The following is an 18,880-nucleotide window of genomic DNA, read 5'->3' on the forward strand; positions in this document are numbered from 1 at the left end:
GGGTGAGGATTCCGGATTCGCATGAAAGCCATACTATTTGATTCCTGGGGCACTCTGATCGAGAACGGCGTCAAGCCAAGCCCGCTGAGGCAGGTTCAGGAGATCTTGAGGGTCAGGCTTCCCTTTTCAGAATTTGTCCAGCAGTTTGAGAAGTCATTCATGACCAGGAAATACACAGACCTAGGAGAAGCATTTTACGCAGCTATTGATGATCTTGGGATCCGTGTTGCTCCTTTTGTAGTCGAGAAGCTCATCGGGCTCTGGAATAAGAACATGCTGTTTGCGAAGCCGTTTGAGGATATCACTGAGCTCACAAAGCTTAAGCAGAAGTACAAAATCGGGCTGATTTCAAACACGGATCCGTTTTCGCTCACTCCGGTGCTGGAGAAGCACGATCTTACCAAGTATTTTGATGCCGTAGTGCTGTCATGCGACGCAGGCGTTCTGAAGACTGACCCAAAGATGTATGAGCTCTGCCTGCAGCAGCTGGGGGTTTCCAAGGATGAATGCGTGATGGTAGGGGATTCTATGCAGACTGATATCGAGGGCGCAAAACGCGCAGGGATCAGAGCCATACTGATGGACCGCAAGGACAGAAGGGAGTATGATGAAAAGGTAACGAGCCTGAAGCAGCTTGCTGAGGTGCTTGGTGGGTGACTGCGCCTTCTGCAGCATTGCGCAGGCAAGGATTCCTGCAAGAAGGGTCTATGAAGATAAGATGTTCCTGGCGTTCCTTGATATTGCTCCATCGAACCCGGGCCATATACTGGTGATTCCGAAAGAGCATCATGAGACCCTGCTTGACCTTCCTGATGCGATTTCAGCCAGGATTCTGGGAGTGGTTAAGAAAATCGCTGCAGCTGCAACCCAAGCCACAGGAGCTCAGGGGTTCAATGTGCTGATCAACAACCAGAGTGCAGCAGGACAGGTCGTGTTCCATAGCCATTTCCATATTATCCCAAGGTTTAAGGGAGATGGGTTAAAGCATTGGGCCAAGAAGGAGATTCCCGGGCAGGAGATGGATGCTATCTGCAGGAAAATCGTTAGTTTTATATAACAAGTTTAGGTTTTTCTGTCCATGCCGCTGTAGCTCAGCCTGGTTAGAGCGCTACATGCTTGTTTTCGCAAGTCAGCGAGGCTCATATGTTTGAGCGATGATCCGAAAGGAGATGACATACTCAGGCGATAACTGGGTGACGTAGAGGTCAGGGGCTCAAATCCCCTCAGCGGCATTTCAGCTCATCAAACGAAACGTGGATGAATTCAGGGTTTTGGATGTTCGGTTCTTTCGTGATGATCTCAGAGGTCACCGATTTGACTTCAACCTTTTATTGGAGGGCTACTGCAACTGGCTCTGTAGAAAGTCCGGCATCAGTTCTGCGAGCTTCTTCGGCCACATAAGCAGTGCTGACGGAGGGTTGCCCCAATCAAAACGCCGTCTGGCGTTTTGGTGTGCCAAAAGAGCGTAGCTCTTTTTAGCACCTTCGGGGGTGTCAGCATGCACCGATAGAGTCACAAGCGAGCCGGCGGCTAGCGAGCAAGCTCACCTTGCTCGCTTGCAAGCCACTGCCGACTGACTTTCTACAGAGCCACTACGACCATTCACGTATAGAATGAATGCGTCGGCCGGTAGTGAGACTTTGGTCTCGGACCGGCCTAACATGAATGCGTCGGCCGGGATTTGAACCCGGATCAACGGCTTTCTCCGATCCATGGAAGGCCGCAATCATGCCATTAGACCACCGACGCATACTCTCAATTGTTCTGGCATTGTTTATAAAGATTATGATGACGGAATCGCATCCATGCTCCACAAACTTTTTAAACACTCAAACATTCCTTCAGATCATGACTTGGAAGATTCTTTCAGACACGCCCGACCTCAAGCTGTTGGAAAAAAAGAAGGGAGACCTGAACATCCGCATCGAGGCAAGGCTCACACGAGAGAAGAAGTGGGACATCTACAAGATTTACGTTGGGAAATCCATGCCGAACCTTGTTGAGGAATACCATGCGCAGACAGGCAGCGAGGCAGAGCAGCTTATCAGCTCACTAAAGAAGAAAGAGCTCACGCTGGAGCAGATCAGGGAGATGCAGAAGACACAGATTGTTCTGCGCCGGGAGTTCAATGAGGTCAATGTCGAGAAATGGGTTGTTTCAGTCAGCCGGCTACCTGCCGGAGCAGTCTTCGTACGCTACTATGATCCCATCACGGTGGACATCATCCTGGATGAGCGCTACGCCTCTATCGAGTCCTCAATCCTCAGGGAAGCTTATACCACCCTTGGCATCGAAGATGAAGGAAAAGACCAGACAATCTATTACTATACACGGAAGTCAAGAGCCGAGAAGAAGCCCACGATTGTCGGGAAGATAGAGTTTGGCATCGCGCGTTAGATCTGCCCGCGAATTCTTCGGATGAATTCATCGAAGTTGTGCGTCTTCACCACAGCACCGCACGCATGCTCATGGCCGCCTCCATAGCCCTCAAGGCCAGCCAGGCTTTGCTGCACAAGAGGAGGCAGGAGCAGTGCCGCAGAGCGGAGCGAGCACTTCATCTCCCCTGATTTTTCTCTGCAGACAATGATTGTCTTTTCAGGGAACCTATGGAGCAGCTCATTGCTCAGGTCAGAGGTGAGTGAGATGGTGTCATCAGTGTAGCTGAAAAGGAGCAGGGGATCCTGCTTTTTTGCTGCAGCACAGCCGGATTTCAGAAGGCTCTGGTACTCCCTATTGACCTCTTTGAATCGCTTGGTGAGGTACTTTGCCTGGGGAGTTTTCTGCTCAACAAGCTCGCGGATATCGCCAACACGCGTCAGAATCTTCACGCAGCCCATCGCTACCCTCGTGTCTCCCTTGAGGATAAAGGAGAAGAGCCTCACAATCTCTCCGAGAGGGGTCTCAAACAGGCCAACCTGCGGATCGGTTATCCCAGGAGGAAGCAGTTCAGGATACTGCCTTGAGAATGCGTCATAAATGTCCTTTTTGTACACCCAGTCAGCCACAACGCCAACTGCGGCAATCCATAAATCGCTCTCCACAATCTGATGGCAAAGATAGGATGTTGGAACATTCGCCTCCTTCCGGAGCCGGGGGTTGAAATACATAACCCCTTTCCTTTCCTGCGGCTCATGATGGTCAATCCATACGATCTTCCGGTTCGCCTGATCAATGAATTCCTGCGACACCTTTGGCTTGTCAAGGACAAAGATAACGTCAGGGTTGTAGTCCTCAACCTTTCTGACAAACTGCTCTCTCAGCTCAGGCAGGGATTTCACCACAACGCCATGGCCTTTCTTGGCATACCTGTAGAGCAGCAGAAATGAGCACAATCCATCAGGATCGTCATCGAAAAAGAAGAGAGGGTTCCTGGAAGAGTCCAAAAGCTTCCGGATTTCCTTGACCTCCTTTTGTGTAAGCCCCATAGGATAGCGAGAAAGAGCGTGCTTTATATGGATTGCGGATAAAAGAATGCGCGCCGTTAAATAATTTGAGAGTATGAGAACAAGGGCCGGTTTAATATTATTTTAGGGTTCAGCGTTTTTTTGTTATTAACTATTAGATAGTAACGTTTATATAATTACCCGGTTCTTGGCAGGATATGGACTATTATTTGCAGGATATATCGAGATTAGAAGGACAGCCCAAAAGAACAATCGCAGATTATGCGGAGCAGAATGGGATTTTGGTTCCTCGCAGATTTGATTCTTTGGCAGAAGCCAGAAGGTCTCATAAAGGCATTTTTCTAAGGAGCGAACACCCTCAAGAGTATAATGGGATTTCTGGCTTGTTAAATAGTTTCAGCCTGTCTTCATTAACTTTTCCAGTTAGAGGTTCTCGGAGCTTAGAAGAGGTTAAACAAAGATATTTTACGCAGGGAGAAATGCAGCCAGATGCGTATAAAGAATATTGTAAACAGCTAGGATTAAGTGAAGATGAATTCATAAAACAAGCCTCTTTTTCAATATGGGAAAAATTGGGCGGATTAAACAGGACCGTAATTGCCGATTCCTCGATTGCTGGCAGGTATCACATTATGAGTCTTTGTTATGAGAAAAATAACAAGCTGACTAATTATGCCATTGTAGAGGAAGGAAGATTAGCACATGAGTTTATCAAACCTCTTCCAGATGAGTTGAGGGGTGGTTTAGGAGCTCTAATAGAAACCTATGAGCAGGTAAGAAATTTAGGAAGATTTGACCCTAATAATTGCCCAATAATGGAATTTCGAACGCATAACGGCAAGAATTATTTTCTTCAGTACCATAGAACAAGAGATTTTTCACCAGCAGGATTTATGTTAGATAGAGGTCTAGAGGATGGGGAAATTGAAGTGCCATGGGTGCGTGGAGCAACATCGAAAGAGGGAGGGGCGTTTAAGATTACGGTTTATTATGCAGGAGGAAAGTTTGATCCTGAAGATGAAGACGGCTCTTTTGATTTGCACTGGAATTGGATTTTTTCAGAGCTGCAATTCAAGAGAAGGAGATTACAAAGTATAGACAGCACGGTAGACGGCGGAAGCTTTGCAAATTTGGTTGGAAATCATGAGCATAGGTCAAAAATGTTCAAACCTGAGATTTCTGCAGTTTTTCCAATTGAATCGGTAATGAGGGACAATGAAGTTTTGTGGGGAAACGAAAATTGGGATCTTGGCGACGGCAAGAAATATTCCCCAAGAGACCCAATTCTCAAAGATGGTGAAACTATTTTTAGTTTTGGGGAAGAAACAAAGAAAGGACACAATTCATATATGAATCTTCATTTTGTTTCTGATGGAAGAAGGGCGTTTGTAAGGAGGATAGGATAATCGAGCCACAAAGTTGCAGGTCAGGAAGTTTACGATAAGCTGCAATCTCAGAGAGGGATCAAGTATCCTCCAAGCCTTGGGTAAATCTCCAAATCCAAAAAAAACCGAAAGCCTTATAAATATAATATTCATTAGCAATTACAGGGATTCTGAAGGTTTCAAGAAGATGGATGAAAACGAAGCTCACATGTTGAAGACAGGAACAACAACAGTCGGTATTCTCTGCAAAGACGGTGTTGTGCTGGCAGCAGACCGCAGGGCCACGTCAGGCTATCTTGTCTCAAGCAAGAGGATCGACAAGGTCCACCAGCTTACAGAGAACTTAGTGGTCACCATGGCAGGAACAGCCTCAGACGCGCAGCTTCTTGTCAAGATAACCCAGGTCGAGCTCAAGCTCCGCAAGATACGGATAGGAAGGGAAACCACAGGAAAAGAGGCGGCAAATTTCATTTCACGGATGGTATATTCAAATATCCGCAAGATGAGCATTATTCCGGGAATCAGCCATTTTATTCTCGGCGCAAAGGACGAGTCAGGGTTCTCGATATGGGATCTCTATGCAGACGGCTCAATCACCCAGGTTGATGATTATATCTCCTCAGGATCAGGAAGCGTGATGGCGTTTGGTGTCCTTGAGACGCTCTACAGGAAAGATATGGGCATAGACGAAGGGATTAAGCTTGCGGTGAAGTGCATCAACGCAGCAATCCAGCGGGACATCGCCTCTGGGAATGGCATCGACATTGTCACCATCACGAAAGACGGCGTTAAGAAGGCCCTCCAAGAGGAGATTGATATGCACATTAAGGTATAAATCATTCTGGAACCAGGTTATTCAATGGCAGAAATCATAAAGGAGATTCTCAAGCATCTCCCCGATGGCAAGATTAGCTCCGCAGAATTCGAGGGAGCGAACATTGTCCTCTACACCAAAGACAAGGAGTTCTTCTTAGATAATAATGGCGTGATTAAGAAGATTGTGAATGATATCAAGAAGCGGGTTGAGCTCCGGCCAGACCCCAGCATCGCCATGGACCAGGAGCAGGCAGAACAGGAGATCCGAAAGAGCATCCCCAAGGAGGCCGGAGTCGGCAGCATCATTTTTGATCCCCAGCGGAGCATCGTTATTGTTGAGACTGAGAAGCCTGGCCTCGCCATCGGGAAGCAGGGCAGCATCCTGAGGGAGATAAGGGAAAAGACAATGTGGATACCCTTAATCAGGAGGACTCCTGCGATTAAATCCCAGCTCATTGAGAATATCAGGGCGGTCCTCTACCAGAACTCAGACTATAGGAGAAAATTCCTTGACAGGATCGGCCATAGAGTCTATGATGGATGGATGCGCGGAAAAAAACAGGAATGGGTGCGCTTTTCAACGCTGGGCGCAGGCCGCCAGGTTGGCAGGTCATGCTTTCTGCTCCAGACGCCTGAATCCCGGATTATGATCGATTGCGGCATCGATCCTGCAAAGGAGTACGGATCAGAGGAAGCCTATCCTCATCTCGAAGCGCCTGAGTTCAAATTAGATGAGATTGATGCGATTATCATCAGCCATGCCCACTTGGACCATTGCGGCCTTTTGCCCTACCTCTTCAAGCTTGGCTACAAAGGCCCGGTATACTGCACTCCCCCCACAAGGGATATCATGGCCTTGCTGCAGCTCGATATGGTCAAAATTGCAAAGAACGATGGCAAGGACCCCTTATTCACCTCAGAAGAGATTAAGGAGATGGTCAAGCATACGATTACTGTAGAGTTTGATGAAGTGACAGATATCACGCCAGATGTGCGCCTGACACTCTATAACTCGGGCCACATCCTGGGAAGCGCAATGGTCCATCTCCATATCGGCAATGGGCTTCACAACTTCCTCTACACAGGCGACATGAAGTATGGCCACACGGATCTCCTTGACCCTGCGGTTACAATTTTCCCCCGCCTGGAAACCCTCATGATCGAATCAACCTATGGAGGGAAAGACAATATTCCTGCCAGCAAGGAACAGTCAGATGAGGAGCTGGTCACAATCATCAAGAGCACAATTGGCCAGGGAGGAAAACTTCTGATCCCTGTCTTGGGTGTGGGAAGGGCGCAGGAGGTGCTCCTGATTATCGAACGGCTTGTTCGGGAAGGCCAGCTCGAGAAGATTCCAGTCTATGTGGACGGCATGGTCTGGGACGTAACTGCGATTCACACTGCCTATCCTGAATATCTCAATAACAACATCAGAAAGCTTATCTTCCATAAGGATGCCAATCCGTTCCTGGCAGAAATCTTCCATAGGGTGGGATCGCAGAAGGAGAGGGCACAGGTGATTGAAGAGCAGGGAGCATGCGTCATCCTTGCAACCTCAGGTATGCTCACCGGCGGCCCATCAGTGGAATACTTGAGGAGGCTGGGGGACAACCCAAAGAACGCTTTGGTGTTTGTCTCGTATCAGGGAGAGGGCTCTCTCGGCAGGCGCATCCAGAGAGGCGAGCGCGAGATCGTCTTCTCAAACGGAATGAAGAAAGAGATCCTGCCTGTAAGGCTAAGCATCTACACCATTGAAGGGTTCTCAGGCCATTCCAACAGGAGGGAGCTCATGAACTTCATCTATAAGTGCACGCCCAGGCCAAAGAAGATCCTGGTGAACCATGGTGAGGCAAGCAGATGCCTTGACTTGGCAAGCTCTATCCACAAGCAATACCGTGTTGAGACCGCTGCTCCGAAGAATCTGGAGATTATCAGGCTGAAGTAAGAGTATACACCAAATAAGGTCTGATTTTTTCTTTCAAAATTTCACTTTCTCATCATAAAAAGCTTCAGCACGAGAAGCCCGGCAGCTGTAAGAATGACGAGATTTGCAAGGATAAGAAGAGCCACCTTAATGCCAGGGCTAATGCTAGAGATTTCCTCAGCTGCTGGCTCTGCAGGCTCTAGAGGTTCTCCGGGCTCTGGGAAGAGTTCTTCTTCAGGTTGTGCCTCAGGCTGTTCAGGTTCAGCCACTGGCTGCACCTCTGGCGCTGCAGGCGCGCACATCACCTCAAGGAACACACGCCCCAGGTTTGACAGCTGGTCAGTATCATAATAAGATCTGACCTCAATGTTGTGATTGCCAGCAGGAGCATTGGCAGGCAGGGCAATCCTCCGCGTGATATGGCTGGAATAATCCTCAGTTTCAGGATCATCAAGGTATATCGGCCCCTCACTGAGCACGATCCCCAAGGCCGGATTTTGGATTGTGTAGGCTGCGCTCTCCTCCTCTCCCTGGCCGTAATTCAATAAATCAAAGCTAAGGGTTACAGATTCTCCGCATGAGGCTTTGACAGGATCGATCTGCAGATTCTGGACAAGGATATCATGATTCTCCCTGCGTATATCAAGTTCAAGCTCGAGTTCAGCAGAGTGGATCCTCCCATTCTCATCCTCGCCTTCTGCCTCAATATGCACAACATAGGTATCTTCATCAATAAGGCCTGGAAGCGTGAACCTGAAGGTTTCAAGCCTGGTCCTGTCTGCAGGAAGCTCAAAGGTGTTGGACTCCTTTTCCAAGTCCTCTCCATCATTGATACCCTCAAGTCTGACAGTGATGAATGCGTCCTCCAGCTTCGTCTTTTCAATAGTTGTAAAAGTGTTCTTGACCCGAACATCAAAGGTTATCGTTGAGCCCGGCTTTGCAGTCTTCGGGATCGCTGTTGCATTCTGCAGGTCTTTGTTTTCCTCATTGTCGATCGTAACATCCAGATCATCAAGAATGAGCCTTCCGATGATCGTGGCTTTAAGGGCGAATGTTGAGCTTATTTGAGTGCCGTCTGTCTGGTTTGCTGTTACGATGACATTTCCCAGCGTCCTTGGGCCCTGCACCTGGCTGAACGGAATTGTTGCATTTACAGCTATTGTTGCAGAAGCTCCTGCAGCCAATGAGCTGAGATTTGCCGGGCTGAAAGTAACGGAAAAAGGAGCATCACTCGATAAGGAAAGATTCACAAGCTGCTGATCCCCGGAATTCCGAATCTCGAATTGGGCTGACCCTGTCGTATTAATCCCGATAGCCCCAAAATTCACCTCAGAAGGAACAGCAAGCTGCCCTGCTGCGCTAACCATACCTGCAAGCAAGACAAACCAAAGCAGGTGCATAAGGTGCTTCATGAGGCTAACCACAGAGGAGAGATGTGCCTATTTTTATTTAAATGTATCGGTGAATCTGCATCAAAATCGGGGCTGCAGACTTGCCAGGCTCTCCCTCAACTCAGAGTGCTTCAGGCCGTAGACCTGAAGAGGGATATGATGCAGATGGCTGTCTAAAGCCTGCCTGCACGCCATTGCCCCTTTTCTGACACCATGGCTATGGCCGGAAACAGCATCTGTAAACTGGATCACGAGGTCATTGCCAAGCCTCTGAACAAGACCGGGGATGTGAGAAGCTCCTACCCTGCAAGCAAGGCCCATGGAGCTCTTAACCCCGTGCCAGGGCTTGGCAAGGCTGCGTTCCTCAATAAGCCTCTTGTCAATCACGTCATGGACATGGACAGAAGCATCAGCATTCATTGGTCCCGGCAGGGAGCCGATATGAACGATGTCTGCTCCCGCCAGCCTGCAGAGTTTTGCGCAGGCATGCGAGGACATATGGGGCATCCTGACGCTTCGCTGCAGCTGGATAGCAACGGGAACATCAGCCTCACGAAGGTTCTGGAGTGAAGAAAAACCTGAAAGGTTGAGTACAACTGCCTCACAGCCAAGAGTATGGGCAAAATCTGCCCTCTTCACTGTCTCCGAACCCGTCACATTTGGCATATACATCTTATGCCCTCCGTTCAGCTGCTCAGCTTTTTTCTTTCTCCGATGCGTCTGAAAGACGCGTTCCTTGAAACGATTCGATGGAAGGTTTGTGAGGGAAGGGGCATCAGCAACGATATCCATCCCTGTCCATGCCTCATAGGCATTCATGGAAAACTCATACGAAGACCCCTGCAGCAATGAAGCCTCAAGCAGGGCCTGGTTGGTCCCAATCAGTTTTCGGATTCCCTTCACGCCAAATCTTGGGCCCGGAAAGGATTTCACTAAAGTCCGCGGAAATTGCATATCAAGAAGCGTTGCCCTCTTTACAGAAGGAAGCTGCAGATGGCCAGTAAGGCTATGGCTGATCTGATCTGCGTTCCCCGGCTCAAAGAGATCAGCAGGATAGCGTATCAACGCAACCTGTCCCCCCTTGTCAAGGGATACCACCGCGGGAGCGTCTCCTCTAACAAATGCCTCCGGAGATACGCCAATGCTTGCAGCAGCAACATGCCTGCAGGCATCCTGGAATGAAACTGCCTGAGCAGGCTCGATTGCATACTCGGCAATGACGTCAGACTTGCTGAAACGTGTTGACAGGAACTGGAACATGCATCCACTGATGCTGAGACGCTATTTAAAGGTTTTGGAAGCCGGGGCTGCGGTGAAAATCTTGCTTCGCAGCTGCCGCCAGTACTCAAAAATGCTGTTCATTTTTGGTCGCTCCTGCGGAGCATCTCGGCTTGTGTCGCCCTTCTGTATGCATCGTTGAAGCCCCGTATGGGACAACCCCCTCAACTCAGTCTATGGCAATCCTCAAGAGCCTCGCAAAGAGGCGGCAGCACTGATTTTCACCGCAGCCAGAAGCAAGAGACAGGAGTCATCTGCTGTATTTATCATGCCGGTATTCTGATATCAGATAAAACGCAGTTATTGTGTATATCCAAAAGAAGAGGTACGGCAGAACATAGATCCGGAATCCGAAGATCGAAAGAGGAAAAAGGTACTTCTGAAAAAAGTAGGGCATGATCAAAAGCTCGGGAAGGATAATCCAGGTGGATGCGAACCCAGTAACCCTGATGACCCGGGTAAACTTTACATGCAGCCTCATCAGCTTTGCAAGGAAGTATCCAAGAAGGATAGACACTGCCCACACCATCGTGTATTTTATCGAATACCCTATAAAAAGGACGAACAGCAGCACAGGAAGGCTTGCCAGAAAGCCTACGCTTAGGATGTCCTTAAGAAACTCTCTTTTTTCCAGCAAATCCCCGAAAGATGACCATTTGTAATTCTTCGTAGCAAAGAAAGAATGCACTGCAAAGCCGTCAGCGTCTGCAAACACAAACTCAGAGGTCCTGTTAACCTTGCCTTCAGTGTCGATCGTGATATAAGGGTTTCCCGAAGGGATGAGGATGGGAGAGGTGGTCTCCATCTTCACAGTCAGATTGAGCACAGAGAATTTTGACAGCGCCTCATCAACACGCGACGCAGATTGGGTATACGCCGGGGCAGCAATAAGCAGGGAGAGGAACAGGGAGAAAAATATCAGAGAATAGAAATAGGCAATCACATACCTCTTCTTCCGCGAAGCGATAATCTTATAGTGATGGGGGCTTAAGGTCTCGATAATTGTCTTGAAGAAATGGATATAATGGTCAAACATAGAGTTCCCAAGGGACGAGAAGTATAAAAAGGTTACTCAGATGGGGCTCAGCAGAAAGTCCGGTATCCCTTCTGCGAGCTTCTTCGCAGTCATAACCGCCGCTGACAGAGGGTTGCCCCAATCAAAACGCCCTCTGGCGTTTTGGTGTGCCAAAAGAGCGTAGCTCTTTTTAGCACCTTCGGGGGTGTCAGCAATCGCAGGGGCAAGCGCAAGCGAGCCGGTGGCTAGCGAGCAAGCTCGCCTTGCTCGCTTGCAAGCCACTGCCGATTGACTTTCTACTGAGCCCCAATGCCGAATAGTGTAGTATGCAGGCTCTCCAGCAGTAAGACACAACCACACCTGCTCTTGGTACAATGAGTATAATGATTACTATATAGTGGTTAAAATAACAAGATTTAAATAGGGATTTGGGCTCCACAGCAGTATGAGCAGTGTAAGTCGCATAGGCGCGCATCCTGCATACGGCTACCAGCCGTACAGCCGCAGCAATGGGTATAAGCCGTTAGTGCCTCCAATCGCAAAGATCGTGCATGATGCAGCAAGTCTCTACAGCCAGGGCAGAGTCCAAGCTGCTCATCAGGCAATCAGCCAGATCCCTCTGAAAACCACGCACAATCCGATCTTGCAAGCCATCAGGCTAGAGGCTGAGTCAGTCCAATCAGCACGTGGCAGATTACGCAGCCAGGAAACACTGGAGGAACTCAGCAGCCACTACAACAGGATTCCAGCCATAGGCCAAGGAGTTGAGCAGGTTGTAAGAGCAGCAATCCCGAACAGGCAGTATCCGGCCAGAGAGAAAACAGGATATACTCCCCCGGTGGTTCCAACCGAAATCGCGGTTCAGACGCAAGGCCATGGGCTTGAGGCGCAGCTTGCTCTTGGCCATGATAGCAGGCTGAGAGGGGCGCTTCCTGTTGATCTCATCGCACGCGGAGCAGCTCACGATTATCTGGACAATAAAGTGCTTAAAGTGATAGAAGAGAACCAGAAAGGAAAGAAGGCTGCAGCGCAAGCAGATGTGCCAAACCAGATTGTGGATCACGTTATCCACGGCAAGGGCCTTGCCAGCTCCAATCAGATCTATGGGATTGTAAATGAGATGGTTGCAACTGCTGTTCCGATCTTCGGAAACCACATTGACGTATTGCCCGTAGACAGAAATGCAACGATAGAGCCAACCATAATCACCCAGTGAAGAAATAGAAAATAAAAAAATAGAAAGAGGATCCAGATGCCCTATCCGACAAACTGGATGCCTAGTTCCCGAGAAAGCCCGCGCGCCTCGCGAGCTTTCTGCTGCTGATCTACTTTTCCAAGGATCCAAGGAGATTTAACGCCAGTCATGATTGTCATGACAGCAATCTTTCCCTTCATATCATTGTTTATCCTTGCTCCCCAGATTACATTGGCATCGTCATCGAGGCTTTCAGTGACAAGATCGCCTGCCCTGCTTACCTCATCAAGGGTCATATCGGGGCCGCCTTCGATGTGGATCAGCGCGCCTGTAGCTCCCTTGTAGCTGATATCCAGCAAAGGATTGGAAAGGGCGCCTTTGACAGCCTCTTCAACCCGATTGGTAGTATCCGAATACCCAACACCAATCGCTGCTACTCCTCCATTTGTCATGATTGCCTTTACATCCGCATAGTCCAGGTTGACCAAGGAAGGGACTGCAATTGTCTCCACAATCCCGCGGATCATCGTGGAGATAAGCTCATTGGCAACTGCAAATGCCTGTTGTACTGGCAAATTGCCTGCGATGCTGACAAGTCGATTATTGTCAATGACGATGACAGTATCAGATACTTGGCGAAGCTGATTCAGCCCAAACTCTGCCTTGTCAATTCGAGCGCGTTCGATGTTGAACGGCATTGTCACAGTGCCAATAACAATCGCTCCCATGTCCTTGGCTACCTGAGCTATGATGGGCGCAGAACCGGTACCAGTACCGCCTCCCATTCCTGCACATACAAAGACCATGTCAGAACCCTGAAGCATCTCACGAATCTGCTGCAGTGTTTCCTTTGCAGCAGCAGCTCCCTTTTCAGGGTAGCCTCCGCATCCCAGGCCCCTCGTGACATCCCGTCCGATAAGGAGTTTTTTATCGCATTCAGTAATATCCAGATGCTGCTTGTCAGTATTGCATGCCAGAATCTCTGCTCCACGGATTCCTTTCTTATACAGCCAGTTGACCATATTCGAGCCTGCTCCTCCGCAGCCAAAAACCCGAATGTTTGCCTTCCCAAACGTAGCAGCAGCAGCCTGCGTCTGCCCCTTGAGGGCATTCTCAATAATCATATCCATGGTGTCACCTCGAAAAGTTGGGCCCCCAAAAGGACGCATTAAGAGCCTGATTCCCTGCATCTGGCTTGTGCCAGACCCGATGGAAATCTCCTTTGCTCACGCATCCTTTTTGGCGGGCGCTTTTTTTAATTCTTATGGTGGAGCTAATATATAAATGTTACGTTTTTGTATACTGGGATAGAGAAGTAATGAAAATGGGAACTAGGAAATGATTTGTTTTCAATATGGAAAAGATTGAAGCGTAAGATACTAAAGCAAGACCAGAGCCTTTTTAAATTCCCCCCCCCGCTTAGTAACGAGCATGCCAAAGCAGCCAACCTTAGACAAAGTCCAGGCATTCCTTGCCAACATCCTGCGATTGACATTAGTAATCGCAGTTGCCATAGGAGTGCTCAACCAGCGCTGGCTCCTTGTTTTCTCCACCTCGCTTATCCTGATTCTCACGTATCTCCCTTATTTTATTGAAAAGAGGTACAAGCTCTACCTGCCGATTGAGTTTGAGTCTGTAATCATTCTGTTCATCTATGCGTCTCTTTTTCTCGGCGAGATCCGGAGCTATTACACAAAGTTCTGGTGGTGGGATATTGTGCTGCATGCAAGCTCGAGCATCGCAATCGGATTTGCCGGATTTTTGATCCTCTATGTGTTGTATTATAAGTACAGGATCGATTCAAAGCCGATATGGCTAGTCATATTCGCCTTCTGCTTCGGCCTTGCGATTGGCAGCCTGTGGGAGATATTTGAATTCTCCATGGATCATCTGGCTGGAACAAGTATGCAGAAATCCGGCCTCAGGGATACCATGGCTGATCTCATTGTGGATGCGATTGGCTCCGGATTGACATCATCCATAGGATATTTCTATCTCCAGGGCAGGAAAGCTCCTGTCTTCAGCAGATTGCTCAAGAATTTTAAAGCAGAGAATCCGGAGTATTTCAAGACATAATCAGGGATATTTTCATCCCTCATGCCCGTATCGGGTGAATGCGGCTTGTAAAGGAGGCCATATGATGAAGACGATGAGTGGAACCGAAAGGTTTAAATGTAAGCTATACTTACTTTCTTACGGTAAAGCAAAATGACTGAAATAATTACAATGTCCTCAAAAGGGCAGATCGTGGTTCCAAAGGATTTAAGGAAGCAATTCGGCTTGGATACAGGCACAAACTTTGCAATTTTTGGCAGGGATGATACCCTCATTTTAAAGAAGGTAAGTGTGCCTACAGCAAAGGAAGTCTTTGAGAGAGTGCATAAATGGGGGGCTCAATTAGCCAAGAAAAAAGGATGGAAAGAAGAAGACTTTACCAAAAAAGCTTCTGAGGGGCACTAACAGGTGCAAAATCCTATTGTTGTTCTGGATACAAATATTTTTATCTCCTCTATATTCTGGGAAGGCAGCTCATATAGGATAGTCAGGAAAGCAATAGCCAGGGAGATTATAGTATTCATCTCTGATGAAATCGTAAACGAAATTCGGAGGGTTTTAGCCAGGGGTTTTTCATTGGCAAAGCAGGAAATTAAGAGTATCATAGACTCGGTGGCGTATTTCACCCATCTTATAAAGCCAAAAGAAAAGGTCGCTGTAGTTAAAGAAGACCCCGATGATGACAGGATTCTGGAGTGCGCTCTCGCCTGCGGAGCCAAATTCATCATCAGCTACAATAAGCATTTGCTTAAATTAAAGGGATTTAGAGACATTAAGATAATAACTCCGGAAGAATTCTTAAAAACAGGCAGCTTTCAAGCCGACTAAAGCTTATGCGCGATTATACCAGCTGACCCAGGGATTGCCCTGGCTTGTATTTCGGATAAAGCCCAGGCTCCATGAACACCTTTGCTGTCTTGGCAGCAAGGCCTTTTTCCTTCTTTTTGATTTCCTCGGAATCCATTTTTGTCTCAGCAAGGCAGACCAGCTCATCTTTCAGCGTCATAACCGCAACAAGGCTCCCTTTCCGGATGCCATCATGCAGCCTGGATATTCCTGGAACAGAAAGGTCAGCGCCATGGCAGAGTGTATCGACAGTGGTGTCATGAACCCAGATCTTTTGCAGATGGGAGATTCCCTCTTCAGGAGGATGGATGCAGTGCCTGAGAAACTTCTCACCCCCCTTTTCGCGATAATAGTAGAATGCGTCGCTCAGATCATGCAGAGTAACCAAGGTTGATTCATCAAATGGCCCTGCCTTTGTTCTCCTGAGATTTGCCATATGCGCACCGCCAAGCTTTAGGCCGATGTCATGGCAGAGTTTCCTGATATAAGTTCCTGCCTCGCAGCCTACCTGAAATAAGACATCCTTTCCATCAATCTCAAGGATGGTAAGATAATACACATTCCGCTTTCTCCTGACTCTTTTCACAGAGCTCTTCAGAGGAGGAACCTGATCAATCGTGCCTACAAAAAAGGACATGATCTTCCTCAGTTCAGCCTCTGGAACCTCCTTGTGAAGATGCATGACACAGACATATTCTTTTGGAGCCTTCAGCCACGTCTGCACAATCCGTGTTGCCTTTCCCAAAGCAACCGGAAGGACTCCGGTGACCTTAGGATCCAAAGAGCCCCCATGGCCTGACTTTTTAATGCCAAGAATTCTCTGCACAAAATCCGAAACCTGATGTGATGTCGGCCCTTCAGGCTTGTCAATGTTCACAACACCAAAATCCAAAAGCCTTTGGATGCTCCTCTTTTCAGGAACCTCTCCGAACTCAGCTTTTGTCTCAGATGCTTTTTTCAGGATAACTGCATTTTGCATACTCACAATTCCCCAGCAAATTTCTCAAGGCCGTCTTCAAACTCTGCAGAGTCCTTTGAGATCTCCCTGATTTCTTTTCCAACAGAATAATACCGTACAGGCTTTCCGGTCTTCTTGGCAATCCGTATCTCTGCAAGGACTCCATCGCTTATCCTGCCAAAGACCCACACCTCATCAGCCTTCCGGAGTATGGAGTTGTTGGCATCCCTGACAACATCCCTCTCCACAGTATCCAGCATAAAATACTCAAAATTCATAAAGGGGTTGATAGGGGCATATCCTTTCTTGAGCACAAATGCGGAGATGTGCATCCTGAAGTAGAACAGATGCTTCGAGAATGCCGGATAGACAAGCTTCATCTTACCTTCAAAATCACCAAACCTTTAAATACCTTCACCTCACCGCCAATTCAATGAAAATCATCGCAGACCTCCATCTCCATGGAAGATATTCCCAGGCAACCTCAAAGAACCTCTCCATAAAAAACCTGGAAACCTACTCAGCCTACAAAGGGACAAATCTTCTTGGGACAGGAGACTTCACCCACCCGAAATGGATTGAAGAAATAAAGAATGAATTGACAGAGGATGAAACCGGAATACTGAAAACAAAATCAGGGTTCAATTTTGTCCTTTCAACAGAGATCTCATTAATTTATTCCCAGGCAGGAAAAGGGCACAGGATCCACAACATTGTTTTGGCGCCTAACTTAGATGTCGTCAGGCAGATTACAGAGTACTTGTTGACAAAAGGCAGGGTGGATTATGACGGCAGGCCCATTTTCAAGATACCCTGCATGGATTTTGTAGAAAATCTAAGGAACATTTCCCAGGATATCGAGGTCATCCCTGCGCATTGCTGGACACCGTGGTTTTCTCTCTTCGGCTCAATGTCGGGCTTTGATTCTGTCAAGGAAGCGTTTGGCGATCAGGAAAAGCACATCCATGCTATAGAGACAGGCCTTTCTTCAGACCCTGCAATGAACTGGAGGCTCTCCCAGCTCGACAAGTATGCAATCGTTTCCTTTTCAGATGCCCACAGCTACTGGCCCTGGAGGATTGGAAGGGAAGCAACAGTCTTTGAGCTTCCAAAACTGACCTATAAGAGTCTTATTACTGCATTAAGAACAAAAGAAGGCCTTATGGAAACCATCGAGTTCTATCCTGAAGAGGGAAAATACCACTATGACGGCCACCGCTCCTGCAACATCTGCATGCATCCCGGGGATTCCATAAAAAATAGGAAGCTCTGCCCGAAATGCGGAAAGCAGATGACTATAGGAGTGATGCATCGGGTTGAGGAATTAGCAGACCGTCCGGAAGGCTTTAAGCCAAAAGGCGCAAAGCCATTCAGGAATGTTGTTCCTCTGGCAGAATTGATCTGCGCAGCAGCGAACATCAAGGTAGCTTCAAAAAAGATGTGGGAGGTGTACTCTCCCTTGATCAAGCAGTTTGGAAATGAATTCAATCTTATTTTTGATGCTCCTGAAGAAGACCTGACAAAGTACACTGATGAAAAACTAAAAAACCTTATTCTCCTGAATAGAAGCGGAAACATAAAGATGAAGCCGGGGTATGATGGAGTGTATGGAGAGATGATCCTGGATAAGGAAGGAGAGAAAAAACAGGAAACCCAGTCCTACACCCCGAAAGTCGTGCAGAAAGGATTGGAAGAGTTCTGACGCATAGTAAGGGGGGATTCCCTCGAAGCGGAGTCAGTCCGAATAATAGACCCTAGAACCACTCAGTTTCCTTAAAACGAAGGATTTAAATATATCTTAGGATATCATGATATACCCAATGATATTATGGATATCACACCGTACGGTGTAGAGATAAAGAGGCATGCGTTTATCAGAGCTATGGAGAGAGATGTAACTCCAGATATGATTGAAGCTACATTAAAAGGCGGCAAAGTTGAGAGATTCGGAAAACACAATGTAAGGTTCATCAAGGATTGCAAAAGATTTACAGTCATATGTGTTGGCCAGATGATTGGCGCAAGAATAAAGATTTTTACAATTGAAACCAAAGGTGACAAAAAATGAAAAAGCTTCAAAAATCAGAGAGGTTTGACAGTGCTCATAAACGCAAAGCGTTTAAGACATGTTCAGAATGCAAAGGCGAAATGGAGGAATTAACCGATAAGACTCCAGAGGGTGTTGGATATACCTATTTTAAATGCGGAAAATGTGGTGAAGAAATATTGAATATGAGCCAGCTGCATACTGTTGCTGAGAAATATAGGGAGATGAAGAGATTTCATGCTAAGATTTCTAAATGGGGCATGAGTCTCGGGTTAAGGATACCCAAGGAATTAGTGCAGAAATACGGCCTCAAAGATAATGAAGAAGTGGCTATGATCCCAGAGAAAGAAGGTATAAAGATAATACCTGTATAAAAAGATGAACAAAATGATTGGTGATACTATGGAATATTCGGAACCATAAGAACACAAATGCTCTTCAATAAGGAGCAATCGCTTTGATTGCCTAACAAGTGACCCCAGGCGAAGGTGTTCGGAGGTAATCCGAATGAGAAGAAGATGGAAAAGGAAAAGTGGTTATGTTACGCCTGATTTGGCCATTCCTAA

20 protein-coding genes and 2 tRNA genes are annotated in these 18,880 nt (G+C 47.5%); 14 read left to right on the forward strand and 8 right to left on the reverse strand.

Going from position 1 to position 18,880, the window contains the following annotated elements; translation table 11 throughout:
- Positions 1-21: 21 nt before the first annotated feature.
- From VJB08_04880 to VJB08_04890, 3 genes are all read left to right on the forward strand, one after another.
- Positions 22-657: an HAD family hydrolase gene (locus VJB08_04880; protein ID HLD43290.1), complete on the forward strand. Its 636-nt coding sequence runs from the start codon at positions 22-24 to the stop codon at positions 655-657.
- The gene (locus VJB08_04885; protein ID HLD43291.1) at positions 650-1,057 is read left to right on the forward strand and encodes an HIT family protein; all 408 of its coding nucleotides are present in this window, start codon (positions 650-652) and stop codon (positions 1,055-1,057) included. The genes VJB08_04880 and VJB08_04885 overlap by 8 nt, the downstream gene beginning before the upstream one ends.
- Before the next feature lie 23 nt (positions 1,058-1,080).
- Positions 1,081-1,232 (forward strand) — tRNA-Met (locus VJB08_04890).
- Positions 1,233-1,666: 434 nt separating this feature from the next.
- Here VJB08_04890 and VJB08_04895 read toward each other — a convergent pair.
- Positions 1,667-1,749: transfer RNA gene (locus VJB08_04895), tRNA-Gly, on the reverse strand.
- Between the two features lie 99 nt (positions 1,750-1,848).
- Here VJB08_04895 and VJB08_04900 point away from each other — a divergent pair.
- Positions 1,849-2,397, forward strand: a complete 549-nt coding sequence (locus VJB08_04900) for a hypothetical protein (protein HLD43292.1) — start codon at positions 1,849-1,851, stop codon at positions 2,395-2,397.
- Here the strand turns inward: VJB08_04900 and VJB08_04905 are convergent.
- Entirely contained in the window at positions 2,394-3,425 is a 1,032-nt protein-coding gene (locus VJB08_04905) for a DHH family phosphoesterase (protein ID HLD43293.1), read from the reverse strand. The two genes, VJB08_04900 and VJB08_04905, sit on opposite strands and share 4 nt — an antisense overlap.
- A 176-nt stretch (positions 3,426-3,601) precedes the next feature.
- Between VJB08_04905 and VJB08_04910 the strand changes: the two genes are divergently transcribed.
- From VJB08_04910 to VJB08_04920, 3 genes are all read left to right on the forward strand, one after another.
- Positions 3,602-4,810 (forward strand): hypothetical protein, encoded by a 1,209-nt coding sequence (locus VJB08_04910; GenBank protein ID HLD43294.1) that lies wholly within the window; start codon positions 3,602-3,604, stop codon positions 4,808-4,810.
- 166 nt (positions 4,811-4,976) lie between these two features.
- Complete coding sequence (locus VJB08_04915) at positions 4,977-5,624, forward strand: proteasome subunit beta (protein HLD43295.1); 648 nt, start codon at positions 4,977-4,979, stop codon at positions 5,622-5,624.
- A gap of 24 nt (positions 5,625-5,648) precedes the next feature.
- Complete coding sequence (locus tag VJB08_04920; protein ID HLD43296.1) at positions 5,649-7,550, forward strand: beta-CASP ribonuclease aCPSF1; 1,902 nt, start codon at positions 5,649-5,651, stop codon at positions 7,548-7,550.
- Between the two features lie 41 nt (positions 7,551-7,591).
- On the opposite strand, the gene VJB08_04925 is transcribed toward VJB08_04920, so the two are convergent.
- The 3 genes from VJB08_04925 to VJB08_04935 form a co-directional block, all read right to left on the reverse strand.
- On the reverse strand, positions 7,592-8,953 hold the full coding sequence (locus tag VJB08_04925) for a hypothetical protein (GenBank protein HLD43297.1): 1,362 nt from the start codon (positions 8,951-8,953) through the stop codon (positions 7,592-7,594).
- Between the two features lie 48 nt (positions 8,954-9,001).
- Complete coding sequence (locus tag VJB08_04930) at positions 9,002-10,180, reverse strand: RuBisCO large subunit C-terminal-like domain-containing protein (GenBank protein HLD43298.1); 1,179 nt, start codon at positions 10,178-10,180, stop codon at positions 9,002-9,004.
- A 268-nt stretch (positions 10,181-10,448) separates the two neighbouring features.
- Entirely contained in the window at positions 10,449-11,234 is a 786-nt protein-coding gene (locus tag VJB08_04935; GenBank protein ID HLD43299.1) for a DUF1189 family protein, read from the reverse strand.
- A gap of 424 nt (positions 11,235-11,658) precedes the next feature.
- Between VJB08_04935 and VJB08_04940 the strand changes: the two genes are divergently transcribed.
- Complete coding sequence (locus VJB08_04940) at positions 11,659-12,429, forward strand: hypothetical protein (protein ID HLD43300.1); 771 nt, start codon at positions 11,659-11,661, stop codon at positions 12,427-12,429.
- Between the two features lie 41 nt (positions 12,430-12,470).
- On the opposite strand, the gene ftsZ is transcribed toward VJB08_04940, so the two are convergent.
- Complete coding sequence (ftsZ, locus tag VJB08_04945; protein HLD43301.1) at positions 12,471-13,538, reverse strand: cell division protein FtsZ; 1,068 nt, start codon at positions 13,536-13,538, stop codon at positions 12,471-12,473.
- A gap of 301 nt (positions 13,539-13,839) precedes the next feature.
- Between ftsZ and VJB08_04950 the strand changes: the two genes are divergently transcribed.
- From VJB08_04950 to VJB08_04960, 3 genes are all read left to right on the forward strand, one after another.
- Positions 13,840-14,484: a hypothetical protein gene (locus tag VJB08_04950; GenBank protein ID HLD43302.1), complete on the forward strand. Its 645-nt coding sequence runs from the start codon at positions 13,840-13,842 to the stop codon at positions 14,482-14,484.
- A gap of 132 nt (positions 14,485-14,616) precedes the next feature.
- A complete protein-coding gene (locus VJB08_04955; GenBank protein HLD43303.1) occupies positions 14,617-14,868 on the forward strand; it encodes an AbrB/MazE/SpoVT family DNA-binding domain-containing protein in 252 nt (83 codons plus the stop codon).
- Between the two features lie 3 nt (positions 14,869-14,871).
- Complete coding sequence (locus tag VJB08_04960) at positions 14,872-15,291, forward strand: putative toxin-antitoxin system toxin component, PIN family (protein HLD43304.1); 420 nt, start codon at positions 14,872-14,874, stop codon at positions 15,289-15,291.
- Between the two features lie 13 nt (positions 15,292-15,304).
- On the opposite strand, the gene VJB08_04965 is transcribed toward VJB08_04960, so the two are convergent.
- Together VJB08_04965 and VJB08_04970 are read right to left on the reverse strand one after the other, a co-directional pair.
- Entirely contained in the window at positions 15,305-16,288 is a 984-nt protein-coding gene (locus VJB08_04965) for an RNA-guided pseudouridylation complex pseudouridine synthase subunit Cbf5 (protein ID HLD43305.1), read from the reverse strand.
- A gap of 2 nt (positions 16,289-16,290) precedes the next feature.
- On the reverse strand, positions 16,291-16,647 hold the full coding sequence (locus VJB08_04970; protein ID HLD43306.1) for a DUF4406 domain-containing protein: 357 nt from the start codon (positions 16,645-16,647) through the stop codon (positions 16,291-16,293).
- Positions 16,648-16,700: 53 nt separating this feature from the next.
- Between VJB08_04970 and VJB08_04975 the strand changes: the two genes are divergently transcribed.
- From VJB08_04975 to VJB08_04985, 3 genes are all read left to right on the forward strand, one after another.
- On the forward strand, positions 16,701-17,969 hold the full coding sequence (locus VJB08_04975; GenBank protein ID HLD43307.1) for an endonuclease Q family protein: 1,269 nt from the start codon (positions 16,701-16,703) through the stop codon (positions 17,967-17,969).
- A gap of 126 nt (positions 17,970-18,095) precedes the next feature.
- On the forward strand, positions 18,096-18,335 hold the full coding sequence (locus tag VJB08_04980) for a hypothetical protein (protein HLD43308.1): 240 nt from the start codon (positions 18,096-18,098) through the stop codon (positions 18,333-18,335).
- A complete protein-coding gene (locus tag VJB08_04985; GenBank protein ID HLD43309.1) occupies positions 18,332-18,688 on the forward strand; it encodes an AbrB/MazE/SpoVT family DNA-binding domain-containing protein in 357 nt (118 codons plus the stop codon). Before VJB08_04980 ends, VJB08_04985 begins: the two co-directional genes overlap by 4 nt.
- Positions 18,689-18,880: the final 192 nt, after the last annotated feature.

This window comes from Candidatus Nanoarchaeia archaeon, from assembly GCA_035290625.1.
Classification (GTDB): domain Archaea; phylum Nanobdellota; class Nanobdellia; order Woesearchaeales; family DATDTY01; genus DATDTY01.